This window comes from Gordonia crocea, from assembly GCF_009932435.1.
In the GTDB taxonomy this organism is placed as follows: domain Bacteria; phylum Actinomycetota; class Actinomycetes; order Mycobacteriales; family Mycobacteriaceae; genus Gordonia; species Gordonia crocea.
In genome coordinates this window covers 1,502,384-1,519,042 of the sequence record NZ_BJOU01000001.1, presented here as the reverse complement: position 1 = coordinate 1,519,042, position 16,659 = coordinate 1,502,384, and the positions used below count along the sequence as shown (strand labels likewise).

18 protein-coding genes are annotated in these 16,659 nt (G+C 68.6%); 8 read left to right on the top strand and 10 right to left on the bottom strand.

The features are described from left to right. Positions 1-62 precede the first annotated feature (62 nt). A complete protein-coding gene (locus tag nbrcactino_RS07210; RefSeq protein WP_161926742.1) occupies positions 63-896 on the top strand; it encodes an SDR family NAD(P)-dependent oxidoreductase in 834 nt (277 codons plus the stop codon). Between the two features lie 13 nt (positions 897-909). Here the strand turns inward: nbrcactino_RS07210 and nbrcactino_RS07205 are convergent, their stop codons facing one another. Continuing rightward, positions 910-1,485 (bottom strand): type 2 periplasmic-binding domain-containing protein, encoded by a 576-nt coding sequence (locus nbrcactino_RS07205; RefSeq protein ID WP_186343375.1) that lies wholly within the window; start codon positions 1,483-1,485, stop codon positions 910-912. Between nbrcactino_RS07205 and nbrcactino_RS07200 the strand changes: the two genes are divergently transcribed. The 3 genes from nbrcactino_RS07200 (at position 1,392) to nbrcactino_RS07190 (ending at position 4,404) form a co-directional block, all read left to right on the top strand. Next, positions 1,392-2,519, top strand: a complete 1,128-nt coding sequence (locus nbrcactino_RS07200; RefSeq protein ID WP_161926740.1) for a magnesium and cobalt transport protein CorA — start codon at positions 1,392-1,394, stop codon at positions 2,517-2,519. The genes nbrcactino_RS07205 and nbrcactino_RS07200 overlap by 94 nt on opposite strands. A gap of 2 nt (positions 2,520-2,521) precedes the next feature. Continuing rightward, a complete protein-coding gene (locus nbrcactino_RS07195; RefSeq protein ID WP_161926739.1) occupies positions 2,522-2,881 on the top strand; it encodes a gamma-glutamylcyclotransferase family protein in 360 nt (119 codons plus the stop codon). Positions 2,882-3,078: 197 nt separating this feature from the next. Next, complete coding sequence (locus nbrcactino_RS07190; RefSeq protein ID WP_161926738.1) at positions 3,079-4,404, top strand: HNH endonuclease signature motif containing protein; 1,326 nt, start codon at positions 3,079-3,081, stop codon at positions 4,402-4,404. A gap of 122 nt (positions 4,405-4,526) precedes the next feature. On the opposite strand, the gene nbrcactino_RS07185 is transcribed toward nbrcactino_RS07190, so the two are convergent. From nbrcactino_RS07185 to nbrcactino_RS07160, 6 genes are read right to left on the bottom strand one after another with little or no spacing between them, the layout of a single operon-like run. After that, positions 4,527-5,159 carry a suppressor of fused domain protein gene (locus tag nbrcactino_RS07185; protein WP_161926737.1) on the bottom strand — a complete coding sequence of 211 codons (633 nt, stop codon included), beginning with the start codon at positions 5,157-5,159 and terminating at the stop codon, positions 4,527-4,529. Continuing rightward, a complete protein-coding gene (locus tag nbrcactino_RS07180; RefSeq protein WP_161926736.1) occupies positions 5,156-6,274 on the bottom strand; it encodes an ABC transporter ATP-binding protein in 1,119 nt (372 codons plus the stop codon). Before nbrcactino_RS07180 ends, nbrcactino_RS07185 begins: the two co-directional genes overlap by 4 nt. 4 nt (positions 6,275-6,278) lie before the next feature. Beyond that, positions 6,279-7,091 (bottom strand): carbohydrate ABC transporter permease, encoded by an 813-nt coding sequence (locus nbrcactino_RS07175; RefSeq protein WP_161926735.1) that lies wholly within the window; start codon positions 7,089-7,091, stop codon positions 6,279-6,281. 4 nt (positions 7,092-7,095) lie between these two features. Next, entirely contained in the window at positions 7,096-7,977 is an 882-nt protein-coding gene (locus nbrcactino_RS07170; RefSeq protein WP_161926734.1) for a carbohydrate ABC transporter permease, read from the bottom strand. Then, positions 7,974-9,431, bottom strand: a complete 1,458-nt coding sequence (locus nbrcactino_RS07165; protein WP_161927644.1) for an extracellular solute-binding protein — start codon at positions 9,429-9,431, stop codon at positions 7,974-7,976. Before nbrcactino_RS07165 ends, nbrcactino_RS07170 begins: the two co-directional genes overlap by 4 nt. A 57-nt stretch (positions 9,432-9,488) precedes the next feature. After that, the gene (locus tag nbrcactino_RS07160; RefSeq protein ID WP_161926733.1) at positions 9,489-9,974 is read right to left on the bottom strand and encodes a YflT domain-containing protein; all 486 of its coding nucleotides are present in this window, start codon (positions 9,972-9,974) and stop codon (positions 9,489-9,491) included. Between the two features lie 42 nt (positions 9,975-10,016). Between nbrcactino_RS07160 and nbrcactino_RS07155 the strand changes: the two genes are divergently transcribed. From nbrcactino_RS07155 to nbrcactino_RS07140, 4 genes are all read left to right on the top strand, one after another. Continuing rightward, positions 10,017-11,321 (top strand): magnesium transporter MgtE N-terminal domain-containing protein, encoded by a 1,305-nt coding sequence (locus nbrcactino_RS07155; protein ID WP_161926732.1) that lies wholly within the window; start codon positions 10,017-10,019, stop codon positions 11,319-11,321. Continuing rightward, positions 11,318-11,857, top strand: a complete 540-nt coding sequence (locus nbrcactino_RS07150; protein ID WP_161926731.1) for a DUF1003 domain-containing protein — start codon at positions 11,318-11,320, stop codon at positions 11,855-11,857. The genes nbrcactino_RS07155 and nbrcactino_RS07150 overlap by 4 nt, the downstream gene beginning before the upstream one ends. A gap of 125 nt (positions 11,858-11,982) precedes the next feature. After that, positions 11,983-13,134 (top strand): lytic transglycosylase domain-containing protein, encoded by a 1,152-nt coding sequence (locus nbrcactino_RS07145; RefSeq protein WP_161926730.1) that lies wholly within the window; start codon positions 11,983-11,985, stop codon positions 13,132-13,134. Between the two features lie 42 nt (positions 13,135-13,176). Then, positions 13,177-14,316: an Mrp/NBP35 family ATP-binding protein gene (locus nbrcactino_RS07140; RefSeq protein ID WP_161926729.1), complete on the top strand. Its 1,140-nt coding sequence runs from the start codon at positions 13,177-13,179 to the stop codon at positions 14,314-14,316. Positions 14,317-14,327: 11 nt separating this feature from the next. On the opposite strand, the gene tatB is transcribed toward nbrcactino_RS07140, so the two are convergent. From tatB to nbrcactino_RS07125, 3 genes are read right to left on the bottom strand one after another with little or no spacing between them, the layout of a single operon-like run. Then, positions 14,328-14,744, bottom strand: coding sequence for a Sec-independent protein translocase protein TatB (gene tatB / locus nbrcactino_RS07135; RefSeq protein ID WP_161926728.1), 417 nt, complete (start codon positions 14,742-14,744; stop codon positions 14,328-14,330). A gap of 10 nt (positions 14,745-14,754) precedes the next feature. Continuing rightward, positions 14,755-16,251, bottom strand: coding sequence for a S1C family serine protease (locus nbrcactino_RS07130; RefSeq protein ID WP_161926727.1), 1,497 nt, complete (start codon positions 16,249-16,251; stop codon positions 14,755-14,757). Further along, the gene (locus tag nbrcactino_RS07125; RefSeq protein WP_161926726.1) at positions 16,251-16,652 is read right to left on the bottom strand and encodes a hypothetical protein; all 402 of its coding nucleotides are present in this window, start codon (positions 16,650-16,652) and stop codon (positions 16,251-16,253) included. Before nbrcactino_RS07125 ends, nbrcactino_RS07130 begins: the two co-directional genes overlap by 1 nt. Between the last annotated feature and the right edge of the window lie 7 nt (positions 16,653-16,659).

The following is a 16,659-nucleotide window of genomic DNA, read 5'->3' as shown; positions in this document are numbered from 1 at the left end:
ACCACCACAGCGATACACCACACCTACACCTACAGAAACACCACCTACAAAGGGACACAGCCATGAAGGATTTCCGCAACAAGGTCGTCGTCGTCACCGGCGCCGCCTCGGGCATGGGCCGCGAGCTGGCGATCAAGCTGGGTCAGCGCGGCGCCAAGGTCGCGATCAGCGACGTCGACCCCAACGGGCTCGCCGAGACCGAGCGCCTGGTGAAGGCGACCGGCGCCGACGTCCACTCCCAGCTGCTCAACGTCGCCGAGCGCGAGGCGGTGCTCGAGTACGCCGAGACCGTGGCCAAGCACTTCGGCCAGGTGAACGCGATCTTCAACAACGCCGGTATCGCCCACCACGGCGAGGTCGAGAACATGGAGTTCAAAGACATCGACCGCGTCATGGACATCGACTTCTGGGGCGTCGTCAACGGCACCAAGGCGTTCCTGCCGCACATCATCGCCTCCGGTGACGGCCACATCGTGAACACCTCGTCGCTGTTCGGCCTGCTTTCCGAGCCCGGCCAATCCGCCTACAACTCGGCCAAGTTCGCCGTCCGCGGGTTCACCGAGGCGCTCAATCAGGAGATGATCGTCGCCAAGCACCCGGTCAAGGTCACCTGTGTGCACCCCGGCGGCGTCAAGACGGCCATCGCCCGCAACGCGACCATCTCCGGCGACAACGACGACCGGTCGCTGACCGAGGCGTTCGAGAAGTACTTCCTGCGCATGAGCCCGGAGAAGGCGGCCGACATCATCCTGCGGGGCGTCGAGCGCAACCGGGCCCGCGTCCTCGTCGGCAACGACGCCAAGTTCCTCGATCTCTGGGTCCGGTTGGTCGCCTCCGGCTACCAGGGCATCGCCGCCCGCGCGACCGGAGCCGCGATGAAACGCTTCGGCGGCTGACCGACGACTCTCGTCACCCCAGGCCGTGCTGGCTGAGCCAATCGCTCACCAGCGCGGCCTGGTCTTTTCCGCCCTGCCAGGCCCGCGTGAGGGCCGCCAGGTCGGGCAGGCTCAGCTCGCCGGCCACCTTGTTGAGCGCCTTGACGTCGTTCCGGCCGAACCGCAGCGCGCGGTAGACCGGCACCAGCTGCTCACCCGAGACCGGGTCGCCGACCGCCGCGCCGACCGGGAGCGAACGACTCAGCAACGTGTAGGCGGCGTCGCCGAACTCGGTCGGCTCGCCGTTGGCCGTCTCCGTCGCAATCCGGCCCTCCGGGAGGACCACGGCGAGGAGGACCGGGACCGTCGACGGGAACAGATCGATGTCGTCGGCGCTCATCGCATCCAACTGGGCACGCTCCCCGGCGATGCGGATCGGCGTTTCCACCGCCATCCCCTGGGCACGCAGCGCACCCCGGTACAGGGCGGCGGCCATCTGCATCTGCGGATCCGACGATGCACCGATCCGGACCGGGTCTGGACCGGCCTGAGCCGAGCATCCACAGAGGATCAGACCAACCACGCCGATCACCGTCAGCCATCGCACCATGCCCACACGGTAACAATGACCTAGTATCTGCAGTCGTGTCCGTTGATCCGGTGGTCGATTGTGGTGTCTACGTCAACGGCGTCCGCGACCCCGCACACCGCCACTACACCGACGCCTTGGCCCACGTCCGATCGACGGGGCAGGGGTTCGTCTGGCTGGGCCTGCATGCTCCGGACGACGCCCAGATGGCTGCCGTCGCCTCGGTCTTCGACCTGCACGAGCTCGCCGTCGAAGACGCCGTCGTCGCCCACCAGCGCCCCAAACTCGAGGTGTACGGGGATTCGCTGTTCATGGTGTTCCGCACGGTCGCCTACGTCGATCACCTGTCCATCGCGGAGACGGCCGAGGTCGTGTCCACCGGTGAGATCATGGTGTTCGTCGGTGCCGACTACGTCATCACGGTCCGCCACGGCGACCAGACCGAACTCTCGTCGCTGCGCCACCGCATGGAGGCCTCCCCCGACCTGCTGGCCCTCGGCCCCACGGTCGTGCTGCACGCGGTGGCCGACCGCGTCGTCGACAGCTACCTCGTCGTCGTCGACGAGATCGACACCGACATCGAGGAAATCGAGGAAGACGTCTTCGGCGGAAGCACCGTCGCCATCGACCCCGTCTACCTCCTCAAGCGCGAGGTGATCGAATTCCGACGCGCCGCCACGCCGCTCGCGGCGCCGTTGGCACGCCTGACCGCACCCAACCCATGGTTGTCCGACGAGGTCCGCACCTACCTGCGGGATGTCGCCGACCACCTGACCACCGTCAACGAGCGCGTCATCGACTACGACAACCTGCTCTCCTCGATGCTCGACGCCGCAACGGCGAAGGTCGGCATCCAGCAGAACACCGACATGCGCAAGATCACCGCCTGGGCCGCCATGGCCGCCGCGCCCACCATGATCGCCGGCATCTACGGGATGAACTTCGACCACATGCCCGAATTACACTGGCGCTACGGATATTTCGTCGTCATCGGAGTGATGGTCGCCATCAGCCTCACGTTGTGGCGGACCTTCAGAAAGCACGGATGGTTGTGACCATGGCAAAGCCCTCGCCCGCCCACAAGCTGTTCTCCTACGGCACGCTCCAACTGCCCGAGGTGCAGCGTGCCACCTTCGGCCGGCTGATCCCCGGCCAAGCCGACGCCATCGTCGGCTACCGCAGCGAGATGCTGACCATCACCGAACCGATGGTGATCGAACGCAGCGGCACCGACCAACACCCGGTCTTGGTACCCGGTGCCGAGACGGACACCGTCGAGGGCACCACCTTCCTCATCGACGACGCCGAGCTGGCGGCCGCCGACGAGTACGAAGTCGACGACTACACCCGCATCGAGGTGCCGTTGCGCTCCGGTGGATCCGGGTGGGTCTATGTGCTCGCCGACGGCGCACACTGACCCCCAGATTTTCGACGATACTCCATAGCCCCGCCTCGACAGACGGGGCGCCCTGTCACATCATTTCCGCAGGTCAAGCTGCCAATTCGCGGATGTCAGACCCCTGATCTAGTGTAGGATGTAGATAGAAGGTCAGCAGCACATAGTTTCTATTCGGGTCCGCGCACCACGATGCGAACCCGGGCCTGGGGGGCTACATGAACCACGACGAACTCGTCGGAATCGTCGCCGAGCTGGCCGACGACCTGGCGCCGACGGCGGTCGGATCTGGCACCGGCGTGGGTGCGTTGTTGGCCTCGGCGGAAGCGATCGCCGATGACAAGGCTCTGTTGGGGGTGATGGTCACCGCGGTGCGGATGGGCAATATCGCCTCCTATCTCTTGGCTGCTGCGACCGCCCGGGCCGAGGCCATCGGTATCCCGGTTCGGAATCGGTTGAAGAACGGGCGAGACCTGTTGCGGGAGTTGCCGTTGGCGCCGGCCACCGTCAACCGGGTGGCCCGGTTGGCCCAGCATCTGAATGATCTGCCGAACGTGGTGCGCGAGGTCCGTGACGGTGACTTGGGTATCGAGCATGCGGATGCGGTGATCCGGGGCCTGGACCACATTGCCACCCGCATGGGGGCTGATGGATTCACCGAGGTGCGCGACAAGACTGCGACGATGTTGTTGGCGCATGCCCGGATCGATCAACCCGCCCAAGTCCTGGAGAAGGCCCGCGAACTCGGCCACGAGTTGGCGCCACTCGATCCACCATCCACTCCCGCGGCCGACAATCCGTCGTTGAACCAGGCGGCAATCAACCGCACTGACGAAGGGCGTGTGACGCTCGAAGCCGATCTGGATCAATTGTCTGGGGAGAAGCTCCACACCGCCCTGGATGCCCTGGCGAAGCCCATCCCCGCTCCCGACGGCTCCCCGGATCCACGCCCCCGGGCGCAACGCACCGCCGATGCCCTGGTCAGCGTGATCACCGCATACCTGGCATCACGCAACCGTCCGACCGTGGGTGGGATCGTCCCGCACATCACCATGACCGTGCCACTACCGACGCTGGTATCTGACAGCCCCCTGGGGGAGGCTCATGCCGCACGCCTGGGGTTCACCGGCTCGGTATCAGCGAAGACGGCCCGTGAAATCGCCTGCGGCAGCACTGAAGTCGCGGCCCTGCTCACTGCGGACTCGGTGCCGTTAGATGCCAAACGCACCCAGCGGTTTGTCACCGGCACCCTGCGCAAAGCACTTGAAGCCCGCGACGGCGGATGCCAATTCCCCGGATGTGGCAGACCACCAGCCCGGTGCGAAGGCCACCATATTCAACATTGGGCTGACGGCGGGGAGACAAACCTCAAAAACACCGTGTTGCTCTGCTCGCTGCATCACCACACCTACATCCACGGCAAAGGCTGGAACATCCAGATCGGGTTCGACGGACACCCCTGGTTCCAACCACCTGAAGGAGGTGACTGGATCCGCTGCCACAACCGACGCACCCTCACCCTCACCGACCACGCCGCCGCCTAACCACAGCCGCCGCCTGAGCCGCAGGCACCGTCCAGAACTAGTCCGCTAACCCAGCGCAGCACATTCGGCCCCCGGGCCACACACGTACCTTGAGAACTTCATATCGGCGCTCCCCGGAACCGTCAGCCGCCCAGGGTCGCGGCCACGCGCCGCGGATCTGCGGGGTCGATATCGGCCTCGGTCCAGGCCTCGCGCAGCGCCGGCGCACCTCGCAGACGGACCCAGGCCGCCTCGTTGGCGGTAATCGGGACCGCGCGCAGGAACACCACCGGATCGGCCGGCTCGGGCAGCGGCATCGGCTCGAGGTCGTCGCCGTCCAGCAGGACCGCGGTGAACGGGGCACCATCCCAGAGCGGGGTCCCCAGGTCGACGAGCGCATCGGCGCCCAGCACCAGCCCCTCCACCATCGGTGTCGCGGCCAACATCGCCATCGACCGGTGCAGGTTGCGCAACTGCTCGTCGGGTGCCGTGACGGTCAGCCGCACGACCAACTCCGCTCGCGGCCCCCGCACCGGGGCGGGGTTCAGGTCGGCCGGGTCGGCCATCGGGTGGCGCGAGGCACCGGCGGTCACGAATACCAACCGGCTGCCACCCCCATCACTCGCGGCCCCATCACTCACACCCGCACCGGCGAAGCGCAGCACGTCGATCGGCTCGGCACCGAGAAACGTGACCGACGCCCGCTGGGGATCGACGCCGATCGCCGCCGCGGCGTGCGCCGCCACCGCATCGGTCGACCAGGCCGCCGTGCTCACCGTGACAGGTTGACGCCGGTCCGGGCGTCGAAGACGGCAATGTCGGTGGTGTCGAAGCACAGGGTGGCACGGTCGCCCCGTCGGATGTGCGACCGCGGCGAGAGTCGGGCGACGATCTCCCCGCCCGGCAACTGCAGGTGCGCGTAATTGTCTGACCCCAACGACTCCAGGACGTCGACGGTGGCCAGAATCTCCTGGCGGCCGCCCGGCCCGCTCGCCGGCGACACCAGCGCGGCGTCGTGCAGGTGCTCGGGACGGATGCCGACGACCACGTCACCGTCGCCGTGCACCCTCGTCGCGTTGCGCCCGACGAGACCGGCATCGGGCAGCGCCAACATCCCAAAGTCCGTCTGCACCCCGTCAGCCGTGAGCCGACCGGTGAGCGTGTTCATCGCCGGCGATCCGATGAAGCCGGCGACGAAGAGGTTCGCCGGATTGTTGTACAGATCGTCGGGGGTACCGACCTGCTGGACGTGGCCGTCGCGCATGACCACGACCCGGTCGCCCAAGGTCATCGCCTCGGTCTGGTCGTGGGTCACGTACACCGTCGTCGTCCCCAACCGCGCCTGCAACCGGGCGATCTCGACCCGCATCGCGCCGCGCAGCTTGGCGTCGAGGTTGCTCAGCGGCTCATCCATCAAGAACGCCTTGGGCGACCGGACGATCGCGCGCCCCATCGCCACGCGCTGACGCTGCCCGCCGGAGAGCTGGGCCGGCTTGCGGTCGAGGTAGTCGTCGAGCCCGAGGATCTCCGACACCTGGGCCACCTTGGCGTCGATCTCCTCGCGGCTGGGCTTGGGGCGCATCAACGTCAGCGGGAACTCGATGTTTCCGCGGACGGTCATATGCGGGTACAGCGCGTAGTTCTGGAACACCATCGCGATATCGCGGTCCCGCGGCGCCTTCTCGTTGACCCGCTCGCCATCGATGCGCAGTTCGCCGTCGGAGATCTCCTCGAGTCCGGCGATCATGTTCAGCGTCGTGGACTTGCCGCAGCCCGACGGCCCGACGAGGATGACGAACTCCCCGTCGGCGATCGTCAGATCCAGCTCGGCGACGGCGACCGCCCCGTCCGGGTATCGCTTGGTGATGCCGTCGGCGACGATTTCTGCCATGGGGCTACCCCTTCACCGCGCCGGAGGTCAGCCCGGCCACGATTCGACGTTGGAAGATGAGGACGAAGATGATGATCGGGATCGTGATGACCACGGCGGCCGCGGCGATCTGCCCGGTCGGCTCGGTGAACTCGGACACCCCGGTGAAGTTGGTGATCGCCACCGGCGCGGTGATCGCCCGTTCGCTCGACGTCAGCGACAGGGCCAGCAGCAGCTCGTTCCACGAGAAGATGAAGACCAAGATCGCCGCGGTGACCACACCCGGCGCCGCGAGCGGCACGATGACGCGGCGGAAGGCCTGCGCGCTGGTGGCCCCGTCGAGCTTGGCGGCCTTCTCCAGGTCCCACGGGATCTCGCGGAAGAACGCCGACAACGTGTACACCGCCAGCGGCAGGGCGAAGGTGATGTAGGGCAGGATCAGCCCCGGCCAGGTGTCGAACAGACCGAGGCGCCGCTCGATGTTGAACAGCGGGGTGACCAGGGAGATCTGCGGGAACATCGCGATCAGCAGCGTCGCGCCGACGAGCAGCTTCTTCCCGCGGAAGTCCAGCCGCGCAATCGCGTAGGCGGCCATCGTCCCGATGACGACGGCGATCACCGTCGTGATGAGTCCGATCCCGATCGAGTTCACCAACGCGCTGGTGAATCCCCGGTAGGCGAAGGCGTCGCGGTAGTTGGCCAACGTCGGGTCGGCCGGAAACAGCCGTCCATCAGTCGGATTCGACTTGAACGACAGGCTCAAGATCCACAGCAGCGGGATGAGGGCATAGCAGATCACCACCAGGTTGATGACCGACCAGGTCAGCTTCTTGTTCACGCCGTCACCGCCCCTCGTCTGCGGCACCCGGGGCCGACGCGCCGAAACCCTTGATGAACAACGCCGCAATCAACGCCACGCAGAGAAACACCAGCACGCTGATCGCCGAACCGGTACCGAGGTTGAACGCCTTGAACAGGTTGTCATAGCCCAAGATCGACACCGAACCGGTGCCGCTGGCGCCCTTGGTCAGCACGTAGATGTTGTCGAAGATCCGGAAGGCGTCCAGCGTGCGGAACAACAACGCCACCAGGATCGCCGGCTTCATCAGCGGAATCGTGATGCGCCACAACCGGGTCCATGCGCCGGCGCCGTCGACCTGCGCGGCGCGCAGCAGCTCGTCGGGCACCAGCGCCAATCCGGCGAGCAGCAGCAACGCCATGAACGGCGTCGTCTTCCACACCTCGGCGAGGACGATGATCCCCAGCGCCGGGATCTGCTGGGTCAGCGGGGCCGAACCGTCGGGCAACAGGTTGGCGAGGTAGCCGGTACCCGGCGTCCACGCGTAGTACCAGGACATCGCCGCCACCACGGTCACCACGCCGTAGGGCAACAACACCATCGTGCGGACGGTGCCGCGCCCCACGATGGTGCGGTGCATCACCAACGCGATCGCCATCCCCAAGACGAGCTCGAGGACGACGGAGACGATGGTGATCGCCAGCGTCACCGCCAGTGCGCTCCACCAGTACCCGTCACCCAGGACGGTCAGATAGTTCGAGAGCCCGACGAACTCGGTGTGATCGGGCTCGGTCAGCGACGCCTTGTTCAGCGAGAGCCAGAAGGCATAGCCGATCGGATAGGCGGTGACCAGCGCCATCAACACGGCCGCCGGGGTGATGAGCAGGTAGGCCAACCGGCGGTCGCCGGCAGCGCGTGCGGTCACGGAACGAGCCCCTCTCCGGCGAGCGCCTTGCGGGCGGCCTCGGCGAGTTCATCGGCCAGCTTCTCCGGATCCCACGCACCGACCGGGTGCAGCTTCGCCGCCAACATGGTCGACAGCGTCGAGTACACCGGCGTCGCCGGCCGCGGCGCGGCATGCTCGTCGCCGAGCTGGCGTCGCAACAGATCGGCCATCGGGAAGGCGGAGCGCAGGTCGGCATCGTCGTACAACGCCGCGAGCGCCGGCGCCTGGGAGGCCTTCAACGCGTACTGCCGCTGGGCGGCCGCGCTCGTCAGGCACCGCACCGCGCGCCACGCGCGATCAGTCTTGTGGGAACGGGTCGACACCGCGAGGTTCATCCCGCCCAGCGTCGAGCGGGCCGGCAGCGCCGTCTCCACGCCCGGATAGGGCGCGAACGCGAAACGCTTCGCCAACACCCGGTTGGCGCGGGCCAACTGGTCCGCGCTCGGCGCCGGCGCCCCCTCGGCGAACAGCCCGGCGAACCGCCGCATCTCCGGGAAGAAGGGCACCTGCTGGTTCTCGTCGGTGCCGGTGGAAGCATTGGACCGCATCGACGAGTACACATACGGCCAATTCACCGCGAAGGTGGCCTGGCCGCGTTCCATCCCCAGTCGCGCCGGATCCTCGGTGTTGTTGGACAGCGACGGATCGGCGCCGGGCGCGGTCGCCACCGCTTTGAGGACGCGCAGCGCGCGCACGGTCGCCGCCCGGTGCTCGGGGGTGTCGGTCAGGGTCACCCGCGTCGGGTCGGCCGGGTCGAGTACCGAGCCCCCGGCGCTGGCGAGCACCGAGTTGAACCAGACGACCAACCCCTCGTACTGGGCACCCTGGACCATGATGTAGCTCGGCACCGCGATGCGCTGGGCCCGCGGGAGCGTGGCATTGTGCGCGGCCACCCCGCGGGCGACCTCGGCGTTGTCGGCGAGCAGCTGGTCCCACGTCCGCGGTGCTGTCCCACGCTTGACATAGCGGCGCAGCAGGTCGCTGCGGTACCAGAGCAACTGCGTGTTGGTCCACGTCGGCACCGCATACGGCCGGGGTTCCCGGTCGCCGTCCCGGCGCCAGGTCGCGGTCTTCAACGGCCCGCCCAACGTGGTCGTGCGCAGCGCGGCCGCCAGGTCTTCGGGCACGGGGGCCGCCCACCCGGCGTCGGCGAACTCTGCGGTCCAGGTGACGTCCATCGTGAACACGTCGACCGACGCGTCCCCGCCGGCCAGCCGCCGGGCCAGTTGGAGGCGTTGTCCGTCGGCATCCTTGGGCAGGCGCACCACCGAGATCCGGTAGCCGTCGGAGCACCCGGCGGCCACCGCCTCGATGGCGGCGGCATCGTTGCCCGGCACATACGCGGTGACGGTGTCGGCCGGAACCGACGACCCGCAGGCGGCCGCCAGCGGCGCCACTGCGACGAGCACGGCCGCGAGCGCGGCACGGCGCATGACCACCGGTGAACCTCCTCGGACTTCCCCTCGACGATGCCGCCTGCTCGACAACCGCTACAGAGACAGCCGCGCCAGCATATCCCGCCCCTGTTCGGCGGTCGTCGGCTCACACAGGACGTCGTAACGCCCGGCGACGAGCTGCATCGTCGACGCGAAGTCGCGCTGGCCGCGCATCATCGCGTACGGGACAGCCGAGGAGACCACGCCGAACACGATGCCGAACGCCACACCCACCAGCAGCGCCGTCGAGGCCGGGGTGAGGACGAAGGAGGCGATCAAGCCGATGAACAGGCCCAACATGGCGCCGCCCGCGACACCCTGGGCGAGCACACGACCCCAGGTCAGGCGCCCGGTGACCCGCTCGACCTGCATCAGGTCCACCCCGACGATGGTCACGTTCTGGACCGGAAACCCCTCGTCGGACAGGTAGTCCACCGCCTTCTGCGCCTGGGCATAGGTCGGGTAGGAACCGATCGGCCACCCCGACGGCGGCGTCGGCAGACCGGGGGTGGTCGCACGGTTGGGTTGCTGCGGCTGCATGGCTTGCCCTTTCTCCGCCCACCCGCCCATTAGGCTTGACCCATGTCGGTGAGCAAGGTCTTCGTAGCCAGACTAGTAGGACTGGCCGTCCTTGGCCCCGATGGTGAATCAATCGGGCGGGTCCGCGATGTCGTGATCTCCATCCGGCTCTCCGGTCTGCCGCCGCGCGTACTCGGCCTGGCCGTCGAGCTGACGACGCGGCGCCGCATCTTCGTCCCCATCCTGCGGGTCACCGCCATCGACCCGCACAAGGTCACCCTCACCACCGGAACCGTGAGTCTGCGCCGGCTGCACCTGCGCCCGGGCGAGGCCCTGGCCGTGGGCCAGGTCCTCGACACCCACGTCCGCATCACCGACCCCGACCTGGCCGAACTGCACGGCGAGGACCTGACCGTGGTCGACCTCGGGATCGAGCAGGGCCGTACCCGCGACTGGCTGGTCAACCGGGTCGCGGTGCGCGCCAACCGCCTGCGGCTGGCCCGGCGCGGCGACGTCCACGTCGTCGACTGGGGCCACGTGCAAGGGCTCACCCAAACGGCACTGAACCTGCCCGGCCAGGGCGTGGCGGCGGTCCTGCTGCAACTCGACGGGATGCGCCCGGCCGACGCGGCGACCGTGTTGCGCGAACTCCCGGCCAAGCGCCGCGAGGAGATCGCCGCCGCGCTGGACGAGGAGCGGCTGGCCGACATCCTCCAGGAGATGCCCAGCGACGACGCACAGTCACTGATCGCGGTGATGGGCACCAGCCGGGCCCGCAACGTGCTCGGCGCGATGGAGCCCGACGACGTCGCCGACCTCGTCGGCGAGTTGCCCCCGGGCGAGGCCGAACGGCTGCTCTCACTGATGGACCCCGAGGAGTCTGAGCCGGTGCGCCGCCTGCTCACCCACTCCCCCGACACCGCCGGCGGCATGATGACGCCCGAACCATTGATCGTCACCGCGGCGACCACGGTCTCCGAGGCCCTGGCCCGCGCCCGCGACCCCGAGGTCACCCCGGCCGCGGCCAGCATCGTGTTCGTCGTCCGGCCGCCCACCCAGACACCGACCGGCAAGTACCTCGGCTGCGTCCACCTGCAGGTCCTGTTGCGCAACCCCCCGGCGACACTCGTCGGCGACCTCCTCGACACCGACCTGGGCCACCTGCGCCCGGAGGACTCGGTGGAGTCGGTGACCCGGTACTTCGCCACCTACAATCTCGTGTGCGGTCCCGTCGTCGACGAGGACGGGCACTTGATCGGCGCGGTCAGCGTCGACGACCTGCTCGACGAGATCCTCCCCGACGACTGGCGCGAAACCGAACCGGAGGCCGACGAGCCTCTCAACCTCACGGCGGGGGGCGATCGTTGAGCAACAAGGGACGCGGACGTCGGCTCGACCAGCCGTCCGACCGGCGTCGGCCGTCGTTCTTCAGCCTCGACGCAGACGTGGTCGGCGTCTACAGCGAACGCCTCGCCCGCTTCCTGGGCACCGGGCGGTACCTGGCGATCCAGACCGTCGTCGTCGTCGTGTGGATCATCCTGAACCTGGTCAGCTTCATCAGCCACTGGGACCCGTACCCGTTCATCCTGCTCAACCTGGCCTTCTCCACCCAGGCCGCCTACGCCGCGCCGCTGATCCTGTTGGCACAGAACCGCCAGGAGAACCGTGACCGAGTGGCATTGGAGGAGGACCGCGTCCGAGCCGCCGAGACCAAGGCCGACACCGAGTTCCTGGCGCGCGAACTCGCGGCGGTCCGGCTGGCCGTCGGCGAGACCGTCACCCGCGATTACCTGCGCAAAGAGCTCGACGACCTCCTCGACGAGTTGACCCAGCGCCTCCGCGAATCCCCGGACGACGCCGCGGAAGCGGCCCGCGACACCGACGGCGGCGGGCGGCGCGCCTGACGCTCGGCCGGTACCCAATCTCGGGTTCACCACCATCAACTTTTTCCACCTCGGTATGCTGCAGTGGTATTGGACACACCGGTTGACATTTGACCGGTGGTCACCACGGGGTGAGGAATCGTCATATGAGTGGCATCGCGTTTTGGCGACGCGCGCAGGGGCCCACGCGCCCGCGCCGCATCGTCGGCCGCGTCATGGCCGCGGGGTTCGGCACGACGGTGCTGGGGGCAATGGTGCTGGGAACCACCTCCTCGAGTGCTATCGCGGGGGACCGGCCGACCGACGCGACCGCTGATGCGCCGGTCAGTGTGACCAGTGTCGTCGGCGTGGCACCGGCCGAATACAACACCGCGGCGTGGTTCGTCCCGCCGAAGCCGGTGGGCAACCCCATGGTCTCGCCGCAGTTCCGCCTCGCAGCCGGAATCCCCTCGGGTCCCCTCGGGATTCCCGGCGTCGTCCTGCAGGCCTACAAACTCGCCGCGACCCGGGTCGGCGCCGAGACGCCGAACTGCAAACTGCCCTGGAACCTGTTGGCCGGGATCGGCCGCATCGAATCCGGCCACGCCGGCAACGGCAACGTCGACGAGTACGGCAACACCCGCAGCCAGATCCTCGGCCCCGCCCTGGACGGCAGCCTGCCGGGCAATGCCATCATCCACGACGCCAGCGGCAACGCGGCCCGGGCCATGGGGCCGATGCAGTTCATCCCCAGCACGTGGGCCTCGTGGGGCTCGGACGCCAACGGCGACGGCAAGGCCGACCCCCACAACATCTTCGACGCGACCTACTCGGCGGGACGCTACCTGTGCGCCGGGGTCACCGACATCACGGCGGGCAACAACGCCGTCTCCGCGGTCTTCCGGTACAACCACTCGATGGCCTACGTCACCAACGTGCTGGCCTGGTCGGCGGCCTACGCCGTCGGCGTGATGCCGACCCAGGGCATCCCGGAAATGCACTCGACGCCGGCCGACGAGAAGACCAAGAAGGACAAGGACGACAAGGACAAGGCGGACAAGGACCGCAAGGACGGCAAGGACGACGACCGGCCCGGCACCGAGCGCGATCCGAACGGCACCAAGCCCGAACGCACCGACCGCAAACCCAAGGCGAGCCAGCCCCAGTGCTTCATCGTGTGCCTTCCGCCGCAGCTCGGCGGGCCCCAGCGCGCCCCGGCCGCCCCGAAGAAGCCGGCGCCGAATCGGGCACCGCAACAGCCCCAACAGGCACCGAACCAACCCCAGCAGGCACCGAACCGGCCGAGCACGGCGCGCTGAGCGGGCGAGAGGCTCCCAACGCACCGGACTAAGGTGGAGGTTGTGAATGTCGCAGCCCCCTCCGAATCCGCCATTCGCTCGGCGTTGAGCAAGGTCGACGACCCCGAGATCGGCAAACCCATCACCGACCTGGGCATGGTCAAATCGATCGACATCGGCGACGCCGGCGAGGTCGACGTCATCGTCTACCTGACCACCTCCGGATGCCCGATGCGCACCGAGATCAGCGACCGGGTGCGGACCGCCGTCGCCGACGTCCCCGGCGTCGGGGCGATCACCGTCGGCCTCGACGTGATGAACGACGAACAGCGGACCGAGTTGCGCAAGAAGCTGCGCGGCGATCGTTCCGAGCCGGTCATCCCCTTCGCCCAACCCGGGTCGCTCACCCGCGTCTACGCGGTCGCCTCCGGCAAGGGTGGCGTCGGCAAGTCCAGCGTCACCGTCAACCTGGCCGCCGCGCTCGCCCAGCGCGGCCTGTCGGTCGGGGTGCTCGACGCCGACATCTACGGCCACTCGGTGCCGCGGATGCTGGGCAACGGCGCCAAGCCGACCCAGGTCGACCAGATGATCATGCCGCCGATCGCCCACAACGTCCGCTTCATCTCGATCGGGCAGTTCACCGATGGGAACACGCCGGTGACGTGGCGCGGGCCGATGCTGCACCGGGCGCTGCAGCAATTCCTCGCCGACGTCTATTGGGGCGACCTGGACATCCTGTTGCTCGACCTACCGCCCGGCACCGGTGACGTCGCCATCTCGATCGCCCAGTTGATCCCCGGTGCGGAGATCCTGGTCGTGACCACCCCGCAGCAGGCCGCGGCCGAGGTCGCCGAGCGAGCCGGTTCCATCGCCCTGCAGACGCGGCAGAAGGTTCTCGGCGTGGTGGAGAACATGTCGTGGCTCGAACTGCCCGACGGTACCCGGATGACCCCGTTCGGCGAAGGCGGCGGGGCGCAGGTCGCCGAGCGGCTCAGCCGGGCGATCGGCGCGAATGTCGAACTGCTGGGCCAGGTTCCGCTGGAACCGTCGGTCCGCGAGGGTGGCGACGCGGGCGTTCCGGTCGTCCTGTCGGCGCCGGAGTCGGCAGCCGGCTCAGCACTGCGCGCGATCGCCGACAAGCTGGCCGTCCAGCGGCGCGGCTTGGCCGGGATGAGTCTGACCATCGACCCGGCGGGACGCTAAGCCGTTCGGTACTACGTGGCGTCCCAGTCGGTGACGTTGTGCCGCGTGCCGCCACTCGACGGCCGCGGCGCACCGCCCTCATCATCGTCGGGGATCGCCGACCCGAGCGGCGGGTCCTCGCGACCCGGCAGCGCGGTATAGGTCTTCGGGTCCAACAGCGAGTCGTCACCGCCGAGAAGGTGCTTGGTCACCAGGGCGCGCGGCGAGGTCGAGCGCAGCTCGTTGAGCTGCTGCAACGGCTCGCGGAACTCGTCGAAATCCGAGCCGAGCTCCTCGCGCAGTTCGGCGGTGGCCCCGGTCGCGTACTCGCGCGCCTGCTTCAGCCACCGCATCGAGCTGGAGATGGCCCCGGGGAGCCGCTCCGGCCCCAAGATGATCAGGGCGGCGGCCACCAGCACCAAGATCTCGCCCCAACCAAGGTTGAACATGGTCCGCAGTCTAGTCGCCGGCGGGCACGATCGACCCGGAGAAGGTCCGGCCGTCGCGCCAATACGAGTAGTCGACCTTTTCGCCAATCTTGGTGCCGCGGATCGCCACCGCCAGTTCGTCGGAGGACTCGATCGGCCGACCGTTGAACTTGGTGATCACGTCGCCCTCGCGGACCCCGGCTTTTTCCGCCGGACTGCCGGCGACCACGTTCGCGACGCGGGCGCCCAGGACCTTCTGGTTGCGCACGGAGACCGCGTTCAACCCGATCGACGGGTGGACGATCTTGCCGTGCGCGATGATCGTCTGGGCGATCGGCCGGACCTGGTTCACCGGGATCGCGAACCCGAGGCCCATCGAGCCGCCGCTGGTCGTCTGGATCATGGTGTTGATCCCGATGATCCTGGCCTGCGAATCGACCAGCGGACCACCGGAGTTACCCGGGTTGATGGCCGCGTCGGTCTGAATGGCGTCGATGACCGCGTCGGTGTCGGACTCGTCGCCCGGCGGCAGGGCCAGCGCACGGTTCACGGCGCTGACGATGCCGCTGGTGACGGTGCGGTCCAGACCCAGCGGCGACCCGAACGCCACCACGTTCTCGCCGATCTGCACCTTGTCCGAGTCCCCCAGGGTCGCGACGGTGATGTTCTTGACGTTGTCGACCTTCACCACGGCCAGGTCGCTTTTCGGGTCGCGTCCGACGATGCGCGCCGGAACACGGGTGCGGTCGTAGAAGACGACCTCGGTGGTGGCGTTCTTGTCCTGGGCGGCCATCGCAACGACGTGGTTGTTGGTGACGATGTAGCCGGACTTGTCGATGATCACGCCCGAACCGGTGCCGGCCGCAGTCTCGGTGCGGATGTCGATGGCGACCACGGACTTCTCGACGGCGCGGACGACCCGGGCCACCATCGACCGCGGCTCCTCGCCCCCCTTGCCCTTGTCGACCGGAAGGGTCACCGTCTGCCCGGTGCTCGACGAGCCGTTCCCGGTGAGGAAGGCGCCGAGGAGTGCGCCGAGCAGTCCGATGGTGACCGCGACAGCGGCCAGCGACAGCAGCGCCGTCCAGGAGATCCGATGGCCCAGAAGTACTTCGCGCACCCCGAGCTTGGGGCCCGGCTCCACCGGGTCGACGGATTCGGGCCGCGACTTCGCCGGCGCCGACAGGTGCGCCGGGCTCTCGGGGTCGCGCCACGGATCGTTCGGCTCCTCGGCCTCTTCAACCTCGCCGTAGCGGGCGTCGGGATCGCGGGACAGCGTTTCGGTCGACCCGGTCGGCCGGCTGAACGCCTCGGCGAGGACGGGGTCGGGAGCCGCCACCGTCGGCTGCGGCCGATGGGCCGTCGCCGCGGCCGAGGCCGCGGCGGACTCGAAGGATCCGGCGACCCCCTCCGGGCGCCCGAATACCGCGGTCGTCTCCGGTGACACCGGGGCGTGTCGGGGGGCGGGCAGCGGCGCGGGGGTGCGCGGCGGGATCGCCGTGTGGGCGGCCCAATCTTCGTTGGTCACTAACGGCCTCGTCGAAAGAATCCTCGCGGGCGCGGCGGCGATTGCTCGGCGCGCGCCGCGACCTGGTTGACATCGAACTCGCGGGTCGGGATCTGCGAGAGCTGCCCGAGCAGATCGAGCGGTGCGGTGATCGCCGAACCACTCCCGCGCAGCGCGGCACGGGCGGCCTTCTGCGCCTCGACGGCGGTCGAACAGGGTCCGCACACCTTCAGATGAGAGTTGGCCCGCGATACCGCGGTGTCGCCGAGCTCGCCGTCGGCATAGGCCGCGACCGCCTCGGGAGACAGATGCTCGGTGGAGGCGAACGGCCGTCCGCCCAGCGTGCCCGGAGGCCGGTAGTCGGTGTTGGGACGCAACGACGACGTCGTCGGGGTCCAACGACCCGGATCCAGAAAGTTCACCACCGCT

Coding starts and splice junctions, on each gene's coding strand:
- nbrcactino_RS07210 (WP_161926742.1), top strand. CDS start 63: ATGAAGGATTTCCGCAACAAGGTCGTCGTCGTCACCGGCGCCGCCTCG.
- nbrcactino_RS07200 (WP_161926740.1), top strand. CDS start 1,392: ATGCACCGATCCGGACCGGGTCTGGACCGGCCTGAGCCGAGCATCCAC.
- nbrcactino_RS07205 (WP_186343375.1), bottom strand. CDS start 1,485: ATGGTGCGATGGCTGACGGTGATCGGCGTGGTTGGTCTGATCCTCTGT.
- nbrcactino_RS07195 (WP_161926739.1), top strand. CDS start 2,522: ATGGCAAAGCCCTCGCCCGCCCACAAGCTGTTCTCCTACGGCACGCTC.
- nbrcactino_RS07190 (WP_161926738.1), top strand. CDS start 3,079: ATGAACCACGACGAACTCGTCGGAATCGTCGCCGAGCTGGCCGACGAC.
- nbrcactino_RS07180 (WP_161926736.1), bottom strand. CDS start 6,274: ATGGCAGAAATCGTCGCCGACGGCATCACCAAGCGATACCCGGACGGG.
- nbrcactino_RS07165 (WP_161927644.1), bottom strand. CDS start 9,431: ATGCGCCGTGCCGCGCTCGCGGCCGTGCTCGTCGCAGTGGCGCCGCTG.
- nbrcactino_RS07160 (WP_161926733.1), bottom strand. CDS start 9,974: ATGCAGCCGCAGCAACCCAACCGTGCGACCACCCCCGGTCTGCCGACG.
- nbrcactino_RS07155 (WP_161926732.1), top strand. CDS start 10,017: ATGTCGGTGAGCAAGGTCTTCGTAGCCAGACTAGTAGGACTGGCCGTC.
- nbrcactino_RS07145 (WP_161926730.1), top strand. CDS start 11,983: ATGAGTGGCATCGCGTTTTGGCGACGCGCGCAGGGGCCCACGCGCCCG.
- tatB (WP_161926728.1), bottom strand. CDS start 14,744: ATGTTCAACCTTGGTTGGGGCGAGATCTTGGTGCTGGTGGCCGCCGCC.